This window comes from Halochromatium sp. NSM3, from assembly GCF_059621085.1.
The window spans coordinates 40,013-58,731 of the sequence record NZ_JCAQIA010000022.1 but is presented as its reverse complement, the minus strand read 5'-3'; the positions used below and the strand labels follow the sequence as shown (position 1 = coordinate 58,731).

General features: G+C 63.3%; 13 protein-coding genes, 1 other RNA gene and 1 pseudogene. 13 read left to right on the top strand and 2 right to left on the bottom strand.

From position 1 onward, the window contains the following. The 12 genes and pseudogenes from AC54T3_RS10905 to AC54T3_RS10850 form a co-directional block, all read left to right on the top strand. Positions 1 to 441 (top strand): annotated as a pseudogene (locus AC54T3_RS10905) (PrkA family serine protein kinase); the annotation flags it as partial. Positions 442 to 498: 57 nt separating this feature from the next. Further along, positions 499 to 1,770: a YeaH/YhbH family protein gene (locus tag AC54T3_RS10900; RefSeq protein ID WP_496624642.1), complete on the top strand. Its 1,272-nt coding sequence runs from the start codon at positions 499 to 501 to the stop codon at positions 1,768 to 1,770. Between the two features lie 8 nt (positions 1,771 to 1,778). Next, positions 1,779 to 3,272, top strand: a complete 1,494-nt coding sequence (locus tag AC54T3_RS10895) for a SpoVR family protein (protein ID WP_496624641.1) — start codon at positions 1,779 to 1,781, stop codon at positions 3,270 to 3,272. 40 nt (positions 3,273 to 3,312) lie between these two features. Continuing rightward, positions 3,313 to 5,247 carry a L,D-transpeptidase family protein gene (locus AC54T3_RS10890; RefSeq protein WP_496624639.1) on the top strand — a complete coding sequence of 645 codons (1,935 nt, stop codon included), beginning with the start codon at positions 3,313 to 3,315 and terminating at the stop codon, positions 5,245 to 5,247. Beyond that, positions 5,145 to 6,158, top strand: coding sequence for an SPFH domain-containing protein (locus tag AC54T3_RS10885; RefSeq protein ID WP_496624637.1), 1,014 nt, complete (start codon positions 5,145 to 5,147; stop codon positions 6,156 to 6,158). The genes AC54T3_RS10890 and AC54T3_RS10885 overlap by 103 nt, the downstream gene beginning before the upstream one ends. Positions 6,159 to 6,169: 11 nt before the next feature. Further along, entirely contained in the window at positions 6,170 to 7,126 is a 957-nt protein-coding gene (locus AC54T3_RS10880) for an SPFH domain-containing protein (RefSeq protein ID WP_496624636.1), read from the top strand. A gap of 172 nt (positions 7,127 to 7,298) precedes the next feature. Next, positions 7,299 to 7,586, top strand: coding sequence for an encapsulin-associated ferritin-like protein (locus AC54T3_RS10875; protein WP_496624634.1), 288 nt, complete (start codon positions 7,299 to 7,301; stop codon positions 7,584 to 7,586). A 100-nt stretch (positions 7,587 to 7,686) separates the two neighbouring features. Continuing rightward, complete coding sequence (locus AC54T3_RS10870; protein WP_496624633.1) at positions 7,687 to 8,955, top strand: glycosyltransferase family protein; 1,269 nt, start codon at positions 7,687 to 7,689, stop codon at positions 8,953 to 8,955. A gap of 56 nt (positions 8,956 to 9,011) precedes the next feature. Then, complete coding sequence (locus AC54T3_RS10865; protein WP_496624632.1) at positions 9,012 to 9,674, top strand: hypothetical protein; 663 nt, start codon at positions 9,012 to 9,014, stop codon at positions 9,672 to 9,674. 112 nt (positions 9,675 to 9,786) lie between these two features. Then, entirely contained in the window at positions 9,787 to 11,754 is a 1,968-nt protein-coding gene (locus AC54T3_RS10860; protein ID WP_496624631.1) for an alpha-amylase family glycosyl hydrolase, read from the top strand. A 48-nt stretch (positions 11,755 to 11,802) separates the two neighbouring features. Beyond that, positions 11,803 to 13,182, top strand: a complete 1,380-nt coding sequence (locus AC54T3_RS10855) for an adenosylcobinamide amidohydrolase (RefSeq protein WP_496624630.1) — start codon at positions 11,803 to 11,805, stop codon at positions 13,180 to 13,182. Next, positions 13,173 to 14,225 (top strand): cobalamin biosynthesis protein CobD/CbiB, encoded by a 1,053-nt coding sequence (locus tag AC54T3_RS10850; RefSeq protein WP_496624629.1) that lies wholly within the window; start codon positions 13,173 to 13,175, stop codon positions 14,223 to 14,225. Before AC54T3_RS10855 ends, AC54T3_RS10850 begins: the two co-directional genes overlap by 10 nt. Before the next feature lie 4 nt (positions 14,226 to 14,229). Here the strand turns inward: AC54T3_RS10850 and AC54T3_RS10845 are convergent, their stop codons facing one another. Then, positions 14,230 to 16,725 carry a putative bifunctional diguanylate cyclase/phosphodiesterase gene (locus tag AC54T3_RS10845; protein WP_496624627.1) on the bottom strand — a complete coding sequence of 832 codons (2,496 nt, stop codon included), beginning with the start codon at positions 16,723 to 16,725 and terminating at the stop codon, positions 14,230 to 14,232. A gap of 233 nt (positions 16,726 to 16,958) precedes the next feature. Next, the gene (locus AC54T3_RS10840; RefSeq protein WP_496624626.1) at positions 16,959 to 18,293 is read right to left on the bottom strand and encodes a hypothetical protein; all 1,335 of its coding nucleotides are present in this window, start codon (positions 18,291 to 18,293) and stop codon (positions 16,959 to 16,961) included. A 326-nt stretch (positions 18,294 to 18,619) separates the two neighbouring features. On the opposite strand from AC54T3_RS10840, the gene ffs reads away from it, so the two are divergent. Next, positions 18,620 to 18,716, top strand: an RNA gene (gene ffs / locus AC54T3_RS10835) — signal recognition particle sRNA small type. Positions 18,717 to 18,719: the final 3 nt, after the last annotated feature.

Sequence of the window (18,719 nt, the reverse complement as noted above, 5' to 3'; positions counted from 1 at the left end):
GGCCAAAATATCTTCGACCGCTATGTGACCTACGCCGACTACTGGATTCAGGATCAGGAGTATCGCGATCCGGACACCGGCGAGATGATGGATCGCGGCTCACTGAACGAAGAACTCGAGAAGATCGAGAAGCCGGCCGGGATCTCCAACCCGAAGGACTTCCGCAACGAGATCGTCAACTTCGTGTTGCGTGCTCGGGCCAACAACAACGGCGCCAACCCGCGCTGGACCAGCTACGAGAAGCTGCGCGTCGTCATCGAGAAGAAGATGTTCTCGAACACCGAGGAGCTGTTGCCGGTGATCTCGTTCAACACCAAGGCCTCGAGCGACGACAAGAAGAAGCACGAGCAGTTCGTCGACCGCATGGTCGAGAAGGGCTACACCCCGAAACAGGTTCGCCTGCTCTCGGAATGGTATCTACGGGTGCGCAAGTCGCAGTAGCGCGGCGCTGCCCGCACGCGACTCGAGGCCCGAGCAACCGGAATCACGCGCCAACCTATGTCCCACTTCATCGATCGCCGGCTGAACAGCAAGAACAAGAGCACCGTGAATCGGCAGCGCTTCTTGCGCCGCTACAAGACGCAGCTCAAGCGGGCTGCGTCCGACGCGGTCAACCGGCGCAGCATCACCGATATTGATGGCGGCGAGCAGGTCGGCATCCCGTCCAAGGACATCTCGGAGCCGCAGTTCCACCATGGTTCGGGTGGGCAGCGCGACATGGTCCATCCCGGTAACAAGGAGTTCGAGGCTGGAGACCGGGTGCGGCGCCCCGAGGGCGGCGAGGGGCAGGGTGCTGGGCAGGGCCAGGCTGGACGCGGTGGCCGAGGCGAGGACGATTTCGTCTTCGAACTCTCGCGCGAGGAATTCCTCGATCTGCTCTTCGACGATCTTGAGCTGCCGAATCTGGTGCGCAATCAACTCATCGGCACCACCGAGTTCAAGACCGTGCGGGCGGGTTATTCCACCGAAGGCGCGCCGACCAACATCGACGTGGTGCGCTCGTTGCGCGGTGCCATCGCCCGGCGCACGGCGCTCGGCGCGCCCCATCGCGGGCGTATCCGGGAACTCGAGGAGGAGCTGGCCGCGCTCCTGGCCGCCGGCGCCGAGGAGACCGATGCCCAGGTCATCGCGTTGCGCGAGGAGATCGATCGCCTGAAGACGCGCATCGCCGCCTTGCCCTTCATCGATACCTTCGATCTGCGCTATCAGTCGTTCACCAAGCTGCCGGAGCCGACCAGCAAGGCGGTGATGCTCTGCATCATGGATGTCTCGGGCTCGATGGATCAGGTGCGCAAGAATTTGGCTAAGCGCTTTTTTATCCTGCTGTATCTGTTCCTGCAGCGCAATTACGATCAGATCGAGGTGGTCTTCATCCGCCATCACACCATTGCGCAAGAGGTCGATGAGCAGGAGTTCTTCTACTCGCGCGAGACTGGCGGCACCGTGGTCTCGAGCGCGTTGCAGCTCGCCGATGAGGTGGTTCGGGAGCGCTATGACTCCGAGAGCTGGAATATCTATGCCGCGCAGGCCTCGGATGGCGATAACTGGGATTCGGATTCGACTATCTGCCGCGACCTGCTGATCCAGAATTTGCTGCCGCTGCTGCGTTATTACGCCTATGTCGAGATCACTCCGCGTCAGCATCAAAGTCTCTGGTATGCCTATCAAGATGTGAAGGCGGCGTATGCTCACTTCGCGATGGAGGAGATCAACGGGGCCGACGATATCTTCCCGGTCTTTCGTGAGCTATTCAAACGGCAAGAGGCCTAGTTTCCGATATGGCAAGCAATTGCATCATCTCCGAGAGTTCGGAATGGACTTTCCCGTTACTGAAGCGCTTCGATCAAGAGATCGGGCGGATCGCGCAAGACGAGTTTGGCCTGGATACCTATGCCAACCAGGTTGAGGTGATCTCCTCGGAGCAGATGATCGATGCCTATTCATCCGTTGGGTTGCCGATCAACTACCATCACTGGTCTTACGGAAAGCAGTTCGTCGCCACCGAGCAGACCTATCGGCGCGGGCAGATGGGCCTGGCCTACGAGATCGTGATCAACTCCGATCCCTGTATCGCCTACCTGATGGAAGAGAACTCGATGCCGATGCAGGCGCTGGTGATCGCGCATGCCTGCTATGGCCACAACAGCTTCTTTAAGGGCAACTACCTGTTCCAGACCTGGACCAGCGCCGATGCCATCATCGACTACCTGGTCTTCGCCCGCTCGTACATCGCCGAGTGCGAGGAGCGATACGGTACCGAAGAGGTCGAGCTGCTGCTCGACTCCTGCCACTCGTTGATGAACTATGGCGTGGATCGTTATCGGCGACCAGCGCCGCTGTCGATGGCCGAGGAGAAGCGCCGGCAATCCGAGCGCGAATCTTATCTGCAATCTCAGATCAATGATCTATGGCGAACCCTGCCGTTCGCCGATAAGGAGGACGGCGGTCTCAACGAACGCCATTTTCCGGGCGAGCCGCAGGAAAATCTGCTCTATTTCATCGAGAAGAACGCGCCGTTGCTCGAGCCCTGGCAGCGCGAGATCGTGCGCATCGTGCGCAAGGTCGCGCAATACTTCTATCCGCAGCGCCAAACCCAGGTGATGAACGAGGGTTGGGCCACCTTCTGGCATTACACGCTGCTCAATCAGCTCTACGATGAAGGCTTCGTTGGCGACGGCTTCATGATGGAAGTGCTGCAATCGCATACCAACGTCGTCTATCAGCCGCCGTTCGATTCGCCCTATTACAGCGGCATCAATCCCTACGCGCTCGGCTTCGCGATGATGCGCGACATCCGCCGCATCTGCGAGGAGCCCACCGACGAAGACCGCGACTGGTTCCCGGACATGGTCGATCAGGACTGGCGCAAGGTGCTGGATTTCGCGATGCGCAACTTCAAGGATGAGAGCTTCATCGCCCAGTTTCTCTCGCCGCATCTGATGCGCGAGTTTCGGATGTTCGCCGTCTCCGATGACGACCGCGAGGACACCCTGGAGATCACCGCGATCCATGAAGAGACCGGCTATCGCCAGTTACGCCAACGCCTGGCCGATCAATACAACCTTGGCAGTCGTGAGCCTAATATCCAGGTCTATAATGTGGATGTGCGCGGTGATCGCTCGCTGACGCTGCGCCATTTTCGCTACAACCGGCGCCCGCTTGGTGATTCGGTGGAGGAGATGCTGCGGCATATCCGCCGCCTCTGGGGCTTCGAGGTGCGTATGGAGGCCGTCGATGAGCACGGTCGCGTGCAGCTCATTGGGGAGACCTAACGCCGACTCGCGCTCCGGCAGCGCTTGCCGGATGTGGCCGATGTCAATCATCGCGCAACCTCTTCGCGGCACCCTGTTGTTCGGCGCTTTGTGGGCCTCGCTGGGTGTTGCTGGCATCTCCACTTCGGGTCAGGCCGCGCCAGTCCTGTCGGCCGACCCCTTCGGGGCGAGCGCCGCACTCGAGAAGCCAGCGTTTGACGAGCGCGAAGCCCAACGGCGAAGCGCATTGCTCGATCAGGCGATGCCCGAGTTAGCGCTCTTCTCTCCCCGCCTGTTGCTCGAATTCTATGCGCAACGCCAGTTCCAGCATGCCTGGAGCGTCCCGCAAGCAGAGGCGATGCTCGCGCTCGCGGAGACCAGCGTCACGCACGGGCTAGCGCCAAAGGATTTCAACGCCGAGGCGATTCAAACAGTGCTGGCCGAGGCGAGGCTCGAGCCGAGCGCCGCGCAGGATACGCTCGCGCGCTGGCGTGCCGACCTGCTCCTCAGCGACGCCTTGCTGCGCTACCTGCATCATCTGCAGTATGGAAAGCACAATCCGAAGCGGATCGATCCTGACTGGACCTTTGTCGATTCGATCGATGCGGCGGCCTTGCAGGATGAGATGCACCACATCCTGGCCGCCGCCGATTTCTCCGCCGCCGTCGCGGCGGTGCTGCCCCATGCCCCCTTCTACGAGGAGCTAAGGCAAGGCTACACGCGCTATCGCGCCTTTGATGAGCGGCTGCGCGAGCAGGGCGGTTGGACGCCGATCCCGGCCGGCAACAACCTCAGGATCGGCATGCGCGATGGGCGTCTGCCCCAGATTCGAGAACGGCTCGCGCTGTTGGAGGGGCATGAGGTTCCGCCTGTGGCCGAGCCGGATATCTACGACAGGGCGCTCTACGAGACCCTGCTCGCATTCCAGGCGCGTTCCGGCTTGGCGCGGGATGGCGTCATTGGTCCACGCACGCTCGCGGCGCTCAATCATCCGCTGGATGAGCGCCTCGTGGTCATCCGCGCCAATCTGGAGCGCATGCGCTGGCTCTATCATGCGCTTCCAGCGGACTATCTGCTGGTCGACATCGCCGCTTATCAACTGGCGTTGGTGCGCGATCATCAGCCGGTCTGGAGCACGCGCGCCGTGGTCGGCACGGACCAGACCCAGACGCCGATGTTCCGCGACGAGATCGAACATCTGGTGTTCAATCCGACTTGGTCGGTGCCACGCTCGATTCAACAACGGATGCGCGGCGTCTCTCGCGATTATCGGGTCATCGATCGCCGCAGCGGTCGCCGGGTCTATCCCACCAATCCGACCAACCATCGGCGCTACCGACTGGTGCAGGAGCCCGGGCCGAAGAATGCGCTGGGGCGGGTCAAGTTCATGTTCCCGAATGGTCACGCCATCTATCTGCACGATACCCCGAGTCGCCACCTGTTCAAGCACAACCGGCGCGCTTACAGCCATGGCTGCGTGCGCGTCGAAGAGCCGCTGCAGCTTGCCCAGCAACTACTGGATGATCCGACCTGGGATGCGAGCGCGATCGAGCGGGTACTGGCGCGAGGGCGCACGCGCTATGTCCATCTTGATGAGCATCTGCCGATCTTGCTCTACTATCTGACCGCGCGTGCCGATGCGATGGGCCGTATCGCCTTTCGCGATGACATCTACCAGCGCGATCGGCCGTTACTCGCGGCGCTGGAGGATCCGCCGGATTCGGAGCGGATCGTGTTCAGCGAACCGCCTTCGCCGGCGAGCGCGCCTTATCACAAGCGCGATGACGCCATGCTTGTGGGCGAGGAGCCCGCTCAGCACGAGCGTTCCGCGAGGAGGCCGACCGTCCCGAATCATCGTTATCACGGCTGTGCCATCAGCAACAGGGGGGCTCGATGCTGTTACTCGCCTTTCTTTTGGGGCTCTTCGTCTATATCGCCTTCAAGGTTTTCATTCGAGCCCTCTACACCGTCAAGCCCAATGAACGGGCGGTGCTGACCTCATTCGGCCGCGCGGTTCGCCTCGGTGACCAATGGGTGGCCGACGCGCATCTCAATGAGGACGAGCGCGAGCGTTACCGCTTCCCGCAGTTGCGCGTGATCGGGCCCGGTGGACCGTACTTCAAATGGCCTTGGCAAGCTGTGTACAAGGTTGATATTGCCACCCAGTCGATCGACCTGACCTGGGATCCGACCAAGCGCCAAAGCACGATCGAGGCCGTGACCAAGGACAACCTGACCACAGGCGTCGATGGCCAGATCCGTTTTCGCGTCGCCGAAAGCAATCTCTATGCCTACTGTTTCGGCGTCGATAGCCCCCTCGAGCATGTGATGGGGTATTTCATCGCGGTCTTGCGCGAGCGCATCGCCAACTTCGTCGATCCCAAGGGCCAAAGCCTGGTCGATACCGGTGATGTCGCCGGCGAGGAGGCAAGCGCCACGGTCGAGCTGACCGAGGGCGTCTCGATCAACGATCTGCGCAAGAATCTCCCGCTGTTGAACGACTACATGGAGACCCAATGCCGTTCGACCGGCGCGCGTTATGGGATCGAACTCGACGCGGCGCTGATCACTCAGATCGACCCGCCCAGCGAGGTGGACCGGGCGCTCTCGGCGATCAACAGCACCCGCAACCAGGTGGCCGCCGATATCAGTACCGCGCGCGCCGATGCCGAGCAGCAGATCACCATGAGCAAGCGCGCGGTCGACATCGCCAGCAATAATGCCCAGGCCGAGGTCGCGCCGCTGCGCGAACTGGCGGCGACCCTGATGGGCATCAAACGCACCGGCGGTGGCGCGGCCTTGCGCGCTTATATCCGCAATATGCGCATCCCGCTGCTGAAGCAGGCCAAGCGTATCGTTCAGGTTGTGGGGCCAGCGTCGGAGGATGCCGAGCAGCGGTCTCGCTGAGGAGCACGATCATGCCTATCTCCGAATTCTCCCCGTTGCTTGCCTTCCTGTTCGGCCTTGCCGCGATCCCGGTCCTGCTGGGCGTGGCTCGGCGTTTCGGCCTCTATGCGATCGTGCGCGAGCGTGAGTCACAGGTGTTCACCCTTTTCGGTAAGGTGATCGGCACCCTCGACGAGCCCGGCTTGCGTTTCCCGATCCTCTACTTTGGTCCCAAGGCGCTGTTGGTGGCCTTCTTCGGCAATCGTGAACTGGTGAACACCAAGCTGCGTCAGTATTACCTGCGCGATCTGATGGTGAACTCGGAGGAGGGCACGCCCATGGGGGTCGGCATCTGGTACGAGATGCAGGTCTGCGATCCGGTGGACTATCTGTTCACCAACGCCAATCCCGAGGGCTCGCTGCAGGCCAATGTCGCTAGCTCGACGATCTCGACCCTGTCCAACCTCGAGATGGACAAGATGCTCGAGGACCGCCATCAGCTCAGCCGCAAGGTGCGCGCGACAGTCTCGCCGCTGTCGGAGAAGTGGGGCTACAAACTCGGCTCGGTGTATATCCGCAAGGTGGCCTTCACCGATCGGCAAATGGTCGACAACATCACCGAGAAGGTGGTCAAGCGCTTGATCCAGGTCACCAGCGCGATGAAGCAGGACGGCGAGAACCGCGTCGGCCTGATCAAGAGCGAGACCGCGTTCAAGGTCTCGCAGAAGATGGCCGAGGCCACCGCGACGCGGCCACGCGTGGTCGGCGAGGCCCTCAACGAGATCGCCCGCGAGGACCCGGAAACACTGGCGGCGCTGATGGAGGTGATGGAGACCGAGCAACTGATCGCCTCGGGCGCCGAGGTCGATGTGCTGCCGCGCGAGGCTCGGGTGCTGATCTCGCTCGGCACCGCCGGTCGCGGCGCGGCAGGAGGCAGCAGCGGGGGCGGCACCTCGGGGCTGGCGCTGGACCCGAGCGCCTTCTCCTGAATGAGGGCTTGAGCGATCGATGGCGTAGTTCAATGGGGTCGCAGTGCACGTTGTATTTTTCGCGCTGGGCTCGGACAATGCACGGACAGGAGCGGCAAGCATGCTTGGCTCCTGATCCTGATCATTCATCGGGGCTGTCGCGCGCCGGCACCCCCTGCTTTGGAGACGCATTATGTCCAATGAGGGTTATCACGAGCCGGTTGCTGAGCTGTCGGAGGCCACCCGCGATATGCATCGCGCCATCGTCTCGCTCATGGAGGAGTTGGAAGCCGTGGACTGGTATAACCAGCGTGTCGATGTCTGCAAGGATGCCGAACTCAAGGCCATCCTCGCCCATAACCGCGACGAGGAAAAGGAACATGCGGCAATGGTGCTCGAGTGGATTCGGCGCCAAGACCCGAAGTTCGACGAGGAACTCAAGGATTATCTGTTTACCGAGAAGCCCATCGCTCACGACTAGTGCGCGCTGGCGCCGCTCGTGATGGCCAAACAGCTGGCTGGTTCGCCAGGCCGGCTGCCCTTGCGGCCGATCGCCCCGCATCCTCGCCAGGAGAGAGCGCATGGCCGATTTCCACCAAGAGCCGCAGATCACGACGCTGCATGCGCTGCACGAGGCCTTCGATCGCACGGCCTATCTGACCAACCTCGAACGCAAGCTCGAGTCCCACGCCAAGCATGATCACATGTGCCTGTTGCTGCCGTCGCTGTTCAGCGAGATCAGTAACGGCGATGTGCTCGACCGCATCGTCACTCGGATTGCCGAGGTGCGGTATCTGCGCAGCATCGTCATTGCGCTCGGGGGCGCGCCGGAAGAGGAACAATTTCGCGAGGCGCAGCGGTATTTTGACCGCCTGGCACGTCCGGATTGCAGCGTTCGGGTGGTCTGGGTCGATGGACCGCGCGTTCAGGCGCTGCTGAGCGAACTCGGTGAGCGCGGGATACCGACCGGGCAACAAGGCAAGGGGCAGTCGGTCTGGGTGACCCTAGGCTACCTGTTCGCGCGTGGCGAGGCCCATACCATCGCCCTGCATGACTGCGATATCGTCACCTATGATCGCACCATGCTCGGGCGGCTGATCGAGCCGGTCGCCAACCCGAACAACGCCTTCCAGTTCTGCAAGGGGTACTATGCGCGGATCTCGCCGAGCGAGCGTTCGATGAAGGGGCGGGTGACGCGCCTGTTCGTCACCCCGTTCGTCGATACCCTCTCGCGGGTGATGTGCAACCAAGGGATGCCGGAGCTGCAGCGGTTCTTCGAGTATCACCGCGGCTTCAAATATCCCCTCGCGGGTGAGTTCTGCTTCACTTCGGATCTGGCGCGCGGGCTCAACATCGCCTACGACTGGGGACTCGAGGTCGCGACCCTGTCACAGGTCTACGACCAGGTGACGCGGCGCCAGGTCGCGCAGATCGATCTCACGGCCAACTATGAGCATAAGCATCAGGAGCTATCGCCGGACGACACGTCCAAGGGACTGCACCGGATGGTGGTCGACATCGCCAAGTTCTATCTGACCTATATGCGCTCGCACGGCGTGCCGCTCGATGACGCCTATGTCGACATGCTGTTGCATACCTACTATCAAACCGCGCTGACCTATGTGCGCAAATACAGCTACGACGCCGATGTGAACGACCTGGCTTACGATCTCTACCAGGAAGAGGCCGCTGCGGGTTACTTCCGCGGCTTTCTCTGGGATGCTTGGATGCAGACCAAGGGGCCGCAGGAGGCGAAGTTGATCCCGTCCTGGAATCGTGTCGCCTATAGTTTTCCGTTGGTCTACGAGCGCATGTTCGAGGCGATTGAAGCCGATCATGCCTCGGCCTGAGCCCGCGCTGGTTGGTCCGGCACCTATCCGCGTTGATACTATGCTTACTGCGGCCTTTGCTCAGGGTTGCTCGATCGACGCCCGAGCCCGAGCCTGCGAGCGCCAAGGGCAAGTCCGCTGCGTTGTGCGTTGCACAAGAACCCACCTACAGAGGAGATATCAACGTGTCCGAATCCACGATGAACGACGCTCATTCCGCCTCTAAGCCAAGCTGGCTCAAGCTGCTGATCCCCAGCCTGCCTTATCTGGCCCTGTACATCGCTTCTCTCGTGCTGATTGCGATGACCGAATCCCAGCCCGAACAGGCAACCTCGCTGTGGAAATGGTTCATGCCCTTCGTGGCGCTGGTGTCGATGATGGGGGGATGGCGCTTCTCGGGCGAGGACGCGAAAGAGAAGGGCCTCTATATCGCCAAGCAACTGCTGTACTGGGGCGCGGTGCTGTTGGTGATCAATCTGTTGTTCATGGGCGATACCCCGAACTTCCTCAACGCCGAGACGCAGGGCTTCGTGATCGCCTATATCCTTGGGCTCTCCGCTTTGCTGTCGGGCATCTATCTCGACTGGAAGATGTCACTCTTCGGCGCCTTCATGATCGCGAGCGCCATTGGTCTCGCCTTCCTCGACGACAATGCCTTGCTGATCAGTGTCGCCATTGTCGTCGTGGCTGGCATCGTGACGATGCTGTTGCTGCGCCGTCGCGGCAATACAACCGACTGAAACGGCGGTCCTCGACCCACGCCCCTCGCTCGTTCTGGTCGACCTCGGCGACGGTTCCCTGTCCGTCGCCGAGGTCAATCACGCATCAGGACCGCGCACAACCGAAGAATCCATGGATAACAAGACCCCGATCAACGATGAACAGTGGGTGCGCGAGCAGGCGGACCGCTCCCTCGCGCGTCTGCTACCCCGCCTCGAGCAGCGCTTCAGTAGCGATGTCGAAGAGGTCGAGTGGCTCGGCTACCGCGAGCGGCTCGAGCGCCACTTTCCGCGCTTGTTCAAACGCCTCTATGGCCTCTACGGGGGCTATTACGACTTCTTTTATCATCTCGAGAGCATCGTCGCCTCGGCCACCGAGATGTGGATCGCGCGCTCGCCGGAGCTTAAGGCGCTGGACGCGATGCGCGGCGCCGATCCCTACTGGTATCAATCTAATCGAATGGTCGGCGCCATGTGCTACGTCGACCTGTTTGGCGATGATCTCGCCGGTTTGCGCGAGCGCATCCCGTACCTGACTGAGCTTGGCATCACCTACCTGCACCTGATGCCGGTGTTTCGCTCGCCCGATGGCGACAACGATGGCGGCTACGCAGTCAGCAGCTATCGCGAGGTCGACCCCGCGCTCGGCACCATGGAGGATCTCGCCGACCTAGCCACCGAGCTGCGCCACCACGGTATCTCGTTGACGCTCGATTTCGTCTTCAATCACACCAGCGACGAGCATGAATGGGCGCGCGCGGCCCTGGCCCGCGATCGTGCTCGCCAGGGCTACTACCGGCTGTTCCCCGATCGCACGCTGCCGGACCTGTACGAAAAAACCATGCCTGAGGTCTTCGGCGAGGATCATCCCGGCGCCTTTACCTATCGGACCCGGATCAAGAAGTGGGTCTGGACCACCTTCCATACCTATCAGTGGGATCTCAACTACGAGAATCCGGAGGTCTTCAACCGGATGCTCGAGGAGATGCTGTTCCTGGCCAATCAGGGCGTCGAGATCCTGCGCCTGGACGCCGTTGCCTTCCTCTGGAAGCGGCTCGGCACCAACTCGCAGAACCTGCCCGAGGCGCATTGGATCATCCAGGCCTTCAATGCTTTGGTCAGCATCGCCGCGCCGGCGATGGTATTCAAATCCGAGGCCATCGTGCACCCGGACGAGGTGCGCGAGTACGTCAGTATCGATGAATGCCCGCTCTCCTATAATCCACAGTTGATGGCCTTGCTCTGGGACGCGCTGGCAACACGCGACGTGCGCGTCCTGCAGCGGGCCATGCGGAGCCGCTTCTCGGTGCCCTCGGGCTGCGCCTGGGTCAACTATGTGCGCTGCCATGACGATATCGGCTGGGCCTTCGCCAATGATGATATCGAGGCGGTCGGTTTTGATCCCGACTCACACCGCCTGTTCTTGACCCGCTTTTATACCGGGCGCTTCGAGGGCAGTTTCGCGCGGGGTGCGCCGTTCCAGGAGGACCCGGCCACTGGCAACGCCCGCGTCTCTGGTACCTGCGCCTCGCTGGCCGGGCTCGAGATGGCGCTGGAGCAGGACGATGCCGCAGAACTCGAGCTGGCGATCGGCCGCATCTTGCTGATCCACGGCATCATCATCATGATTGGCGGTATCCCGCTGATCTACCTCGGCGACGAGATCGCCACCCTGAACGACTACGGCTACGATCAGGATGCCGAGAAGGTCGGCGATTCGCGCTGGCTGCACCGCAGCACCTTCGATTGGGAGCGCGCCGAGCAACGTCGCGATCGCGAGACGGTGCCGGGGCGCGTCTATCAGGGGCTGCTACGCCTGTTGCAGGTGCGTAGTCATAACCACGCCTTCGCGCGCGGCGACACCGAGCTGCTGGATACCGGCAATCGTCAGGTGTTCGGTTTCCTGCGCTCCAGCGAGCAGTCCACCGTCTTCGTGGTCGGCAACTTCAGCGAGCGTCCACAGCGCCTAGAGGCGCGCCGGCTGCGCCAGATGGGGATGCGCAAGACCATGGTTGACCTGTTGGCCGGTCAGACCATCATCGCTACCCAAGAGCTGCTGCTCGAGCCCTATCAGCTAATGGCCTTGGCGCGCTCGGCCTAGCGCCAGCGACCTGGTGTCCGCTCGCAGGTCGGGTATCATCGGCGAGCTATGTTGCTGCGCGAGACCAATCGTTATCACCTCTATCGCCAAGGTCGCTATCTCTGGGCGGCCTTCACGCGCCCGCATCGAGTGCTGAGCACCTGCAAGGTCAACGGTGGGTTGCGCGAGGATCTCACCCATGTGGCTAACCATCAAAGCTGCGAAGGTGTTGCCCACGATCGGCACCATGGGCTTTCCTCATCGCCGCTGCCATGGCTGGACGCCTTCCATGTTCAGACCTGTAGCGAGGCTGAGTTGCCGCCGGCGACCACGGCGCTGATGTCAACGGCAGCGAATATGCAGTGCGCGGTGCTTGCCCAGGCCGAGCATGAGGAACTGTGTGTCTCGGTTGTTGCGACCGCTGGTGTGTTGGGCAACGCGACCCGCGCCGGTGATCCCGCAGGCTGGCACGAGCAGCGCGAAGGTAGTCGTCCCATCCGTCGTTCGGATGACACTAAAGCCGATGCCGATGCAAACCCCGATGCTGACCTCAACGCCAACGCCAACGCCAACGCCAACGCCGACGCCAACGCCAACGCTGGTGCTGGTGCCCACCCGGATGGCGTGGCCATAGAGGATCTCTCGATGGCCGAGCCTGCGGTAGCTCGGCCGTTGCATTCACCGGATGAGACCGGCTCTGGAACCATTGTGCTGTTGGTCTTCATCAACCAGCCCTGCACGCCGGCCTGTCTGACGCGGGCGGCGACCGTTGTGACCGAGGGCAAGAGCACGGCGCTGCTCGATCTGCGCATGCCGAGCCTGCAATCGGCTGGACTGGCGACCGGCACGGGTACCGATCAGCTGGTGATCGCGGCGCCGCTGTTGCGATCGGGCGACTCGGAGCAACACTGGCAACCACAGGGGCAACGACATTGGGAACCACCGGGGGAACCACCGTGGGAGCGGCATTGGGCCGGCGGCCACAACAGCCTAGGCGAATTGCTCGGGCGAGCGACCCATGCCGCCGTGACCCGCTGCATCCTGCTGCAGAATGGGGTCTGCGCCGAGCTGCGCCGCTCCATCTGCGGGGCATTGGCTCGCCATGGCTGCGATGAGGCCGAACTGAGGGCACAAGCCCGCGCCGAACTGGCCGCGCCCGACGCCGAGTTGTTCGCGCACAATCTGACCGCGCTGATCCATGATCCACAGAGCGCGGCGGCCGCCTATGCGCTGGCCGAGATCATCGACCTAGTGCGCGCTGGCGTGCTGCATGCCGAGGTGACGCAGGAGGCGCTGATCAACCAGGCCACGCTGCTGGCAGCGGCGGTTGCGGTTGCGCCGGAGCAGTTTGCCGCGCTGCGCGAGGCCCTGCAGCCGCATCGCGGGCTGGCGCCGGGGGCGCTCGCGGCGCGTGCCGTCGCCTTGGGATTCGCGCGCAAATGGACCTGAGCGCGCACCTGCTGTTGATCCTCGGCGCCTGTGCGCTCGACGCGCTGCTCGGTGATCCGGTCTATCGGCTGCATCCGATCCGCGTACTCGGCGCTTGGACGCTGCTGTGGGAGCGCTGGCTGTTTCGCCTCGGGCTCGATGGACGCTTCGGCGGCAGCCTGCTCTGGATCGCGACCGTTGGGGGCGCACTCTTGGCCTGGTGGGCGGTGCGCGCTGTGCTCGACCTGCTGCATCCCTGGCTGGCGTTCGGCTGGGATCTGTTCATCGCCTATAGTCTGCTCTGCTCGCGTGATCTGTTGCAGCAGGGGCGGCGCGTATTGCGGGCACTGGAAGGGTTGCATCCGGGACAGCTTCGGGATCAGCGCCCAAGTCGGGTTCAGGATCAGCCCGGTGATCAGACTGAGGATCAGTGTCAGCCTCAGGACCTCGCCCCCGCCCGGCGCGAATTACAGAAGCTGGTCAGCCGCGAGACCGAACACCTACCGCGCGCCGGGATCGTGCGCGCCACCATCGAGAGCCTGTCCGAGAACCTCACCGATGGCGTGTTGACGCCGCTCTGGGCGCTGTGCCTGTTCGGTTTGCCGGGGCTGATCCTGGTCAAGGTGGTCTCGAACCTGGATTCGATGGTCGGCTACAAGAACGCGCGTTACCGCCACTTCGGCTGGGCCGGGGCGCGCTCCGATGACCTGGTGCACTGGCTGCCGGCGCGCCTCTCGGTGTTGGTGATCGGGCTCGCGGCGGCGCTGTTGCGCCAGCATCCGAGGCTGGTCTTACCTGCAGCCAAGACCTACCACGCGATGCTGCCGAGTCCAAACTCAGGCTGGAGCGAGGCGGCCTGCGCGGGTGCGCTTCGGGTGCGACTGGTGGGGCCGATCTGGCATGCCGGCCAACGGGTCAATGACGCCTATATGGGCGATCCCGACTGGCCCGCCGAGCTGGATACCGAGGATCTGCGCCGCGCCTTGCGGCTGATGCTGGTTGCCTGCTTGATCGCGCTCGTCATCGGGCTGGCCCTTGCGCCGCTGCACGTGCTGATGCCTTAATGGCTCAGTGCAACTTCATCTGCCAAGCACTCTCGGTCAACGGCTGATCATGGGCGCGCGCGGCGAGCTGCAGCCAGTCTGCGGTTTCAGCTCCCGACATCGGAGGCGCGATCAAGCGGCCCTGTCCGTGCTCGAAGCCAAGCTCGCGCAGGGTGTCGAGCTGCGCGGTGGTCTCGATGCCTTCGGCGATCGCAAGGCTGCCGACCTGAGCGGCGAACAGGCAGCCAATGCGCGCGAGATTCTGCGCGCGCGGCAGGTTGGGGAGGGCGGCGATCAGGCTGCGGTCGACCTTAATGAAATCTGGTTGCAGGTCGGTCAGCATGGTCAGCGAGGCGAGGCCGGCGCCGAAGTTGTCGACACCGAGCAGGATGTGCTGATTCAACAGCCGCGGCAGCACGAGGCGCGACCAGTCCAGGTCCATGCCCAGGGAGCGCTCGGAGAGTTCGAGCCGCAGCGCGCAGGCGTCGATGCCATGCGTTTGCAAGCCACCATGCAGGTCATCGAGAAAGCGCCCGTCGATGAGCTGTTGCTCGCAGACATTGATGCTGAGGAAGAGCCCAGGCGACCAGACGCCCCGGCGCTGCCAGTCGGCGAGCTGCGCGAGCGCCATCTCGATGATCCGCTCGCCCAGCGCGCCCAGCAGTCCGGCCGATTCGGCGACGGTCAAGACCTGCTCGACGCTGATGCTTTTCTGGCTCGGACGCTGCCAGCGCAACAGGGCCTCGAAGCCCACCGGCGACATGCTCTCGAGCGCGACGATCGGCTGATAGTGCAGGTCGAGCTGATGCGTGCGGATGGCGTCCTCGAGCGCCAGCTTCAGCGCGTCTAGGGCCTCGGCGTTCCCGCGCATCCGCGCCTCGAAGGGGATTGCGCGCCGACCGCCAAGCTGCTTGCTCACCCGCAGGGCGCGGTTCACATCCTGCATCACCTCGTCGACGCTCTGGTAATCGGCGGTGATCCGCAGGAGGCCGATATCGGGCCTGATCAGCACGCTGTCGTCATCGATTTTGATCGGCTCGCGAAAGCGCGCGAGGATGGTCGCCGCCGCGCCTTCGGTATGGCTCCAATGGGCATCCCGAGGCATCAGCACCATGAACTCATCGCCACCGAAGCGGCCGATGGCATCGGCCTCGAAGCCAAGCTCGCAAAGGATGGCAGCGAACTGGCGCAGAACTTGATCCCCGCGCGCCTGGCCGAAGCGGTCGTTGATGCGTCTGAAGTCACCGAGATCGGTGTAGATCAGGCCCGGGGTGGGGTGCGTCGATGATTTGGCATCGGCAATGGCCTTGACCAGGTGCGCATACATCGAGGCGCGACTGTGCATGCCGGTGAGCGAGTCATGATGGGCCTCGTGGATGAGGCGCCGCTGCAGGGACAAGTTCTCGGTCTTCAGGCGCATGAGGATGGCGATGAGCCAGCAGATCGACTCGATCACGTTCCCGAACGGGAAGGCGAACGCGGCGATGGGTGGTAGCCAGGCCCCCTGGGTGACCACGGCGGTGGCCTGGATGCCGCCACCGACGAGGGCGGCGGCAAGACCGGCGGCGAACCACCGCATGGCGGGTTCGCCATCGCGCAAGCGTCGCGCGAGCAGCACGATGACCAGGATCGCCAACAACGGCAGCAGGGCGGCGCCGAAGCGGTAGGCCTCGGCATTGAAGGCGGAGAGATAGAAACCGCCGGCACTCAAGGCGACACTCGTGATCAAGATCGAGCGAATGTGCCCGTGCGGGCGCAGGAAGGCGATCACGAGTAAGGCGAGGCCGATGACGGCGGTGCCAGCGGCGATGGCCTGGAGCAGATGATGCGCGCTCGGCGGAGGCCAGAAGGGTAGCCAGGCCGCCCCCAGCCCAAGCGCCTGCAACTGATAGAACTGCAGGGCAACGACATAGGCGAGGTAGGCGAGGGTGAGGCGACTGCGCTGATAGCGCGTGATCAGCAGGGCGATCACGAACAGGGTCGCGAGCATCCCGGTGAACATGCTGATCGCGATCCAGAGATGCTCGCTGAGGCGCTGGAAGCGGGCGTCGCTCATGAGATCGAGCCAAGGCCGCACCGATTTATGGTCGATGACGATGGCGACCGCCGGTGTCACACCCAGGGCCGCCGGCAGCCGCGTGTTGGGAAAGGGACTCGAGAGACTGCGCTGCTCAAAGGGTGTCGAGCGGCCCGATTCATGCGCGTGGATGCAGCCATCAGTGTCTTCGGCTAGAACGATAAAACGCTCGACGATGGGGTCTTTGATTGCAGCGATGAGAGGTTGCGACTGGGATTGAGCGGCGCGCGGCTCAAGGATGAAGGCGCGTTCCGAAGCGTGACTGTCGAGCGCCGGGATGCTCGGCGGCGGGCAGTGCGCGGGCGCTGCGGCGGCGAGCGTGCGGTAGTGCGCCAGCCAGTCCTCGGCAGAACGGGGGCTGGGTGAAATCGGGTGAGGGCCATTGTCAGTCGGGCGCGGATCGGCACTGACAGGGAACGCTAAGGCCGCGAGCGCTAAGGCCATCAAGAGGCAGCGCATCAACAGCCAGCCGCCGATTGCTCGTGCTGGAGGACGGCGTCGCCTGTGGTCTCGGCCTGACCCAGGGAACAGGAGTGCAGCGCGAAGCTGGCTGGCGGTGGCTGTTGGTTCACACATAGGGGGAGAAGGCAAAACGGTTGGCCCGGAGAACCTGCGTTGACGAACAGAAAAAATACCCGATTGCGATGCGCTCGGAGCGCTTCTCTGCATGCGCTCGCTCAACCCTCTGAGCGGCGTAGCTCATGCGTCAGCTTCTCGAGTTCGCGCTGCATCTCGAGGTTCTGGAATGGCCGCAGCGGCGGCACCTTGCGCTCGAGCAGGCCGTCGAGCAGGTTCTGGCTGGAGTGCACGAGGTCGACGAGTTCGCCGGAGACGCGCACCGTTTGATAGGTATTCCAGGCGGTGTCGATATCCTTGGCGAGCGCCGAGCGGGCCCGCTCGACCTGCGCGCGCTGTTCGATCAGATACTCGCGATAGACCGCCGAGGCGTCGATTGTCAGTTGCTGCGCTTGCAGGTTGCTGCGCAACAGTTCGACGCGGGCCGGTTGCGTGCGCATCAGCGCGCGCGTCTCCTCGCTTAAGCGCGCGGCGCGCGCGGCGATGGCCTCGATCTCGGGGATGTAGCCTTCGTCGATCGCCTGGACGACATCGCTGTGCATCCGCGCCAGCGCGCGCAGCAGGATCACATACATGCCGTAATAGCGCCTTGCGCTCTCGAGATCCTCGCCACTCTCTTCGACCAGGGTTTCGAGCTGCTGGGTGATAGCCTTGACGTTATCGAAGACGATACCGAGATCGATGAGGTTGTCGCCAACCACGGTCGCCAACAACAGATCGACCTGATCGTTGCTGAGTTCGAGGCCCATCGCGCGCAGTTCGCCGACGAACTCGGCCTTGACCTGCTCGAGTTCGGCTAGGCGCGCGCGGATATCGGCCTCGCGCTCGGCGATGCGCGCGTTGTAGCCACTGACCGTGGTCGTGATCAGCGACTCGCTTGGGGCCGCGACACGGGCGCGTCGGAAGCGGTCGATATCGGCGCGTGCCGCTGCCACCCGCGCGCGCAATGCTTCGATGCGCGCGCGGTAGTCTTGCACTGGCGCGCGTGACAGGATGGCGACCGAGGCGTCGAGCAGCGCATTGATGTCGGCATCGGCGTCTCCCTGGTCGCGCCCGATCCAGGCGCGCTCGGGGAGTTGCGGGCGCTCTTCTTCGATGCGCAGCGTCTCCTCGAGCTTTGGCACCAAGTCTTTCCAGACCTTGGCGCTTGGCAGCGGGTCAGCTGGGTTCAGGGAGCGCTGAGCCCCATCCCAGGCCTCGAGCGTGGCCTCGCGCGAGCGTTGCCACCAGCCGTCGGCGGACTGGGTCGAACGCTCCCAGAGCGTGGCGGCGCTGTCGAGTGAGCGCTCCAGGAGCCCCGAATCCTCGCCCTCGGCGCCGGAGCCAGAGTCGAGGTTGGCATCGGGATCACGCGGCGCAGCCTCCGCAGGCGTCTGCTGGGCGCTCGCTCCCACGGTGACGAGGAAGAACAGGCTCAGCATCAGCGCGTTGAGCATCAGGCTCGTGCCCAGGCCTCTGGGTACTCGGGTGGCGCTCCCATGTTGTGCGCTCGGGTCTGTTGTCCTCTGCGTCATCAGTGCTCTCGCCCGGTGGTTGGTGGCCTTGTCGAGGTCTGTAGGGGGGTCTGTGAGGATGGAAAGAGTAGCAAGAACGGGCGCCGCTCGCGCCTGTGCATGTGGGCACCCAAGCGACACCAACGGCGGTTGGTCGTCCCGATGCGCGCCGGATTCGCATCTCGACGCTTGCGGTAGCGGGCAGTGACTGCTACCTTGGTGCGCTTGCTGCCGGTCGTTGGCCAGTGGCATCCGTCAATGGTGGGCTTCGCCGGTCCCCTCGCAACGCGAAACCGTGAACTCGGTCAGGCCCGGAAGGGAGCAGCCGCAGCGGTGGATGTGTGTGCCGGGGTGTGGCTGGCGCGGCTC

Coding starts and splice junctions, on each gene's coding strand:
- AC54T3_RS10900 (WP_496624642.1), top strand. CDS start 499: ATGTCCCACTTCATCGATCGCCGGCTGAACAGCAAGAACAAGAGCACC.
- AC54T3_RS10895 (WP_496624641.1), top strand. CDS start 1,779: ATGGCAAGCAATTGCATCATCTCCGAGAGTTCGGAATGGACTTTCCCG.
- AC54T3_RS10890 (WP_496624639.1), top strand. CDS start 3,313: ATGTCAATCATCGCGCAACCTCTTCGCGGCACCCTGTTGTTCGGCGCT.
- AC54T3_RS10885 (WP_496624637.1), top strand. CDS start 5,145: ATGCTGTTACTCGCCTTTCTTTTGGGGCTCTTCGTCTATATCGCCTTC.
- AC54T3_RS10880 (WP_496624636.1), top strand. CDS start 6,170: ATGCCTATCTCCGAATTCTCCCCGTTGCTTGCCTTCCTGTTCGGCCTT.
- AC54T3_RS10875 (WP_496624634.1), top strand. CDS start 7,299: ATGTCCAATGAGGGTTATCACGAGCCGGTTGCTGAGCTGTCGGAGGCC.
- AC54T3_RS10870 (WP_496624633.1), top strand. CDS start 7,687: ATGGCCGATTTCCACCAAGAGCCGCAGATCACGACGCTGCATGCGCTG.
- AC54T3_RS10860 (WP_496624631.1), top strand. CDS start 9,787: ATGGATAACAAGACCCCGATCAACGATGAACAGTGGGTGCGCGAGCAG.
- AC54T3_RS10855 (WP_496624630.1), top strand. CDS start 11,803: ATGTTGCTGCGCGAGACCAATCGTTATCACCTCTATCGCCAAGGTCGC.
- AC54T3_RS10850 (WP_496624629.1), top strand. CDS start 13,173: ATGGACCTGAGCGCGCACCTGCTGTTGATCCTCGGCGCCTGTGCGCTC.
- AC54T3_RS10845 (WP_496624627.1), bottom strand. CDS start 16,725: ATGGCCTTAGCGCTCGCGGCCTTAGCGTTCCCTGTCAGTGCCGATCCG.
- AC54T3_RS10840 (WP_496624626.1), bottom strand. CDS start 18,293: ATGCTCAACGCGCTGATGCTGAGCCTGTTCTTCCTCGTCACCGTGGGA.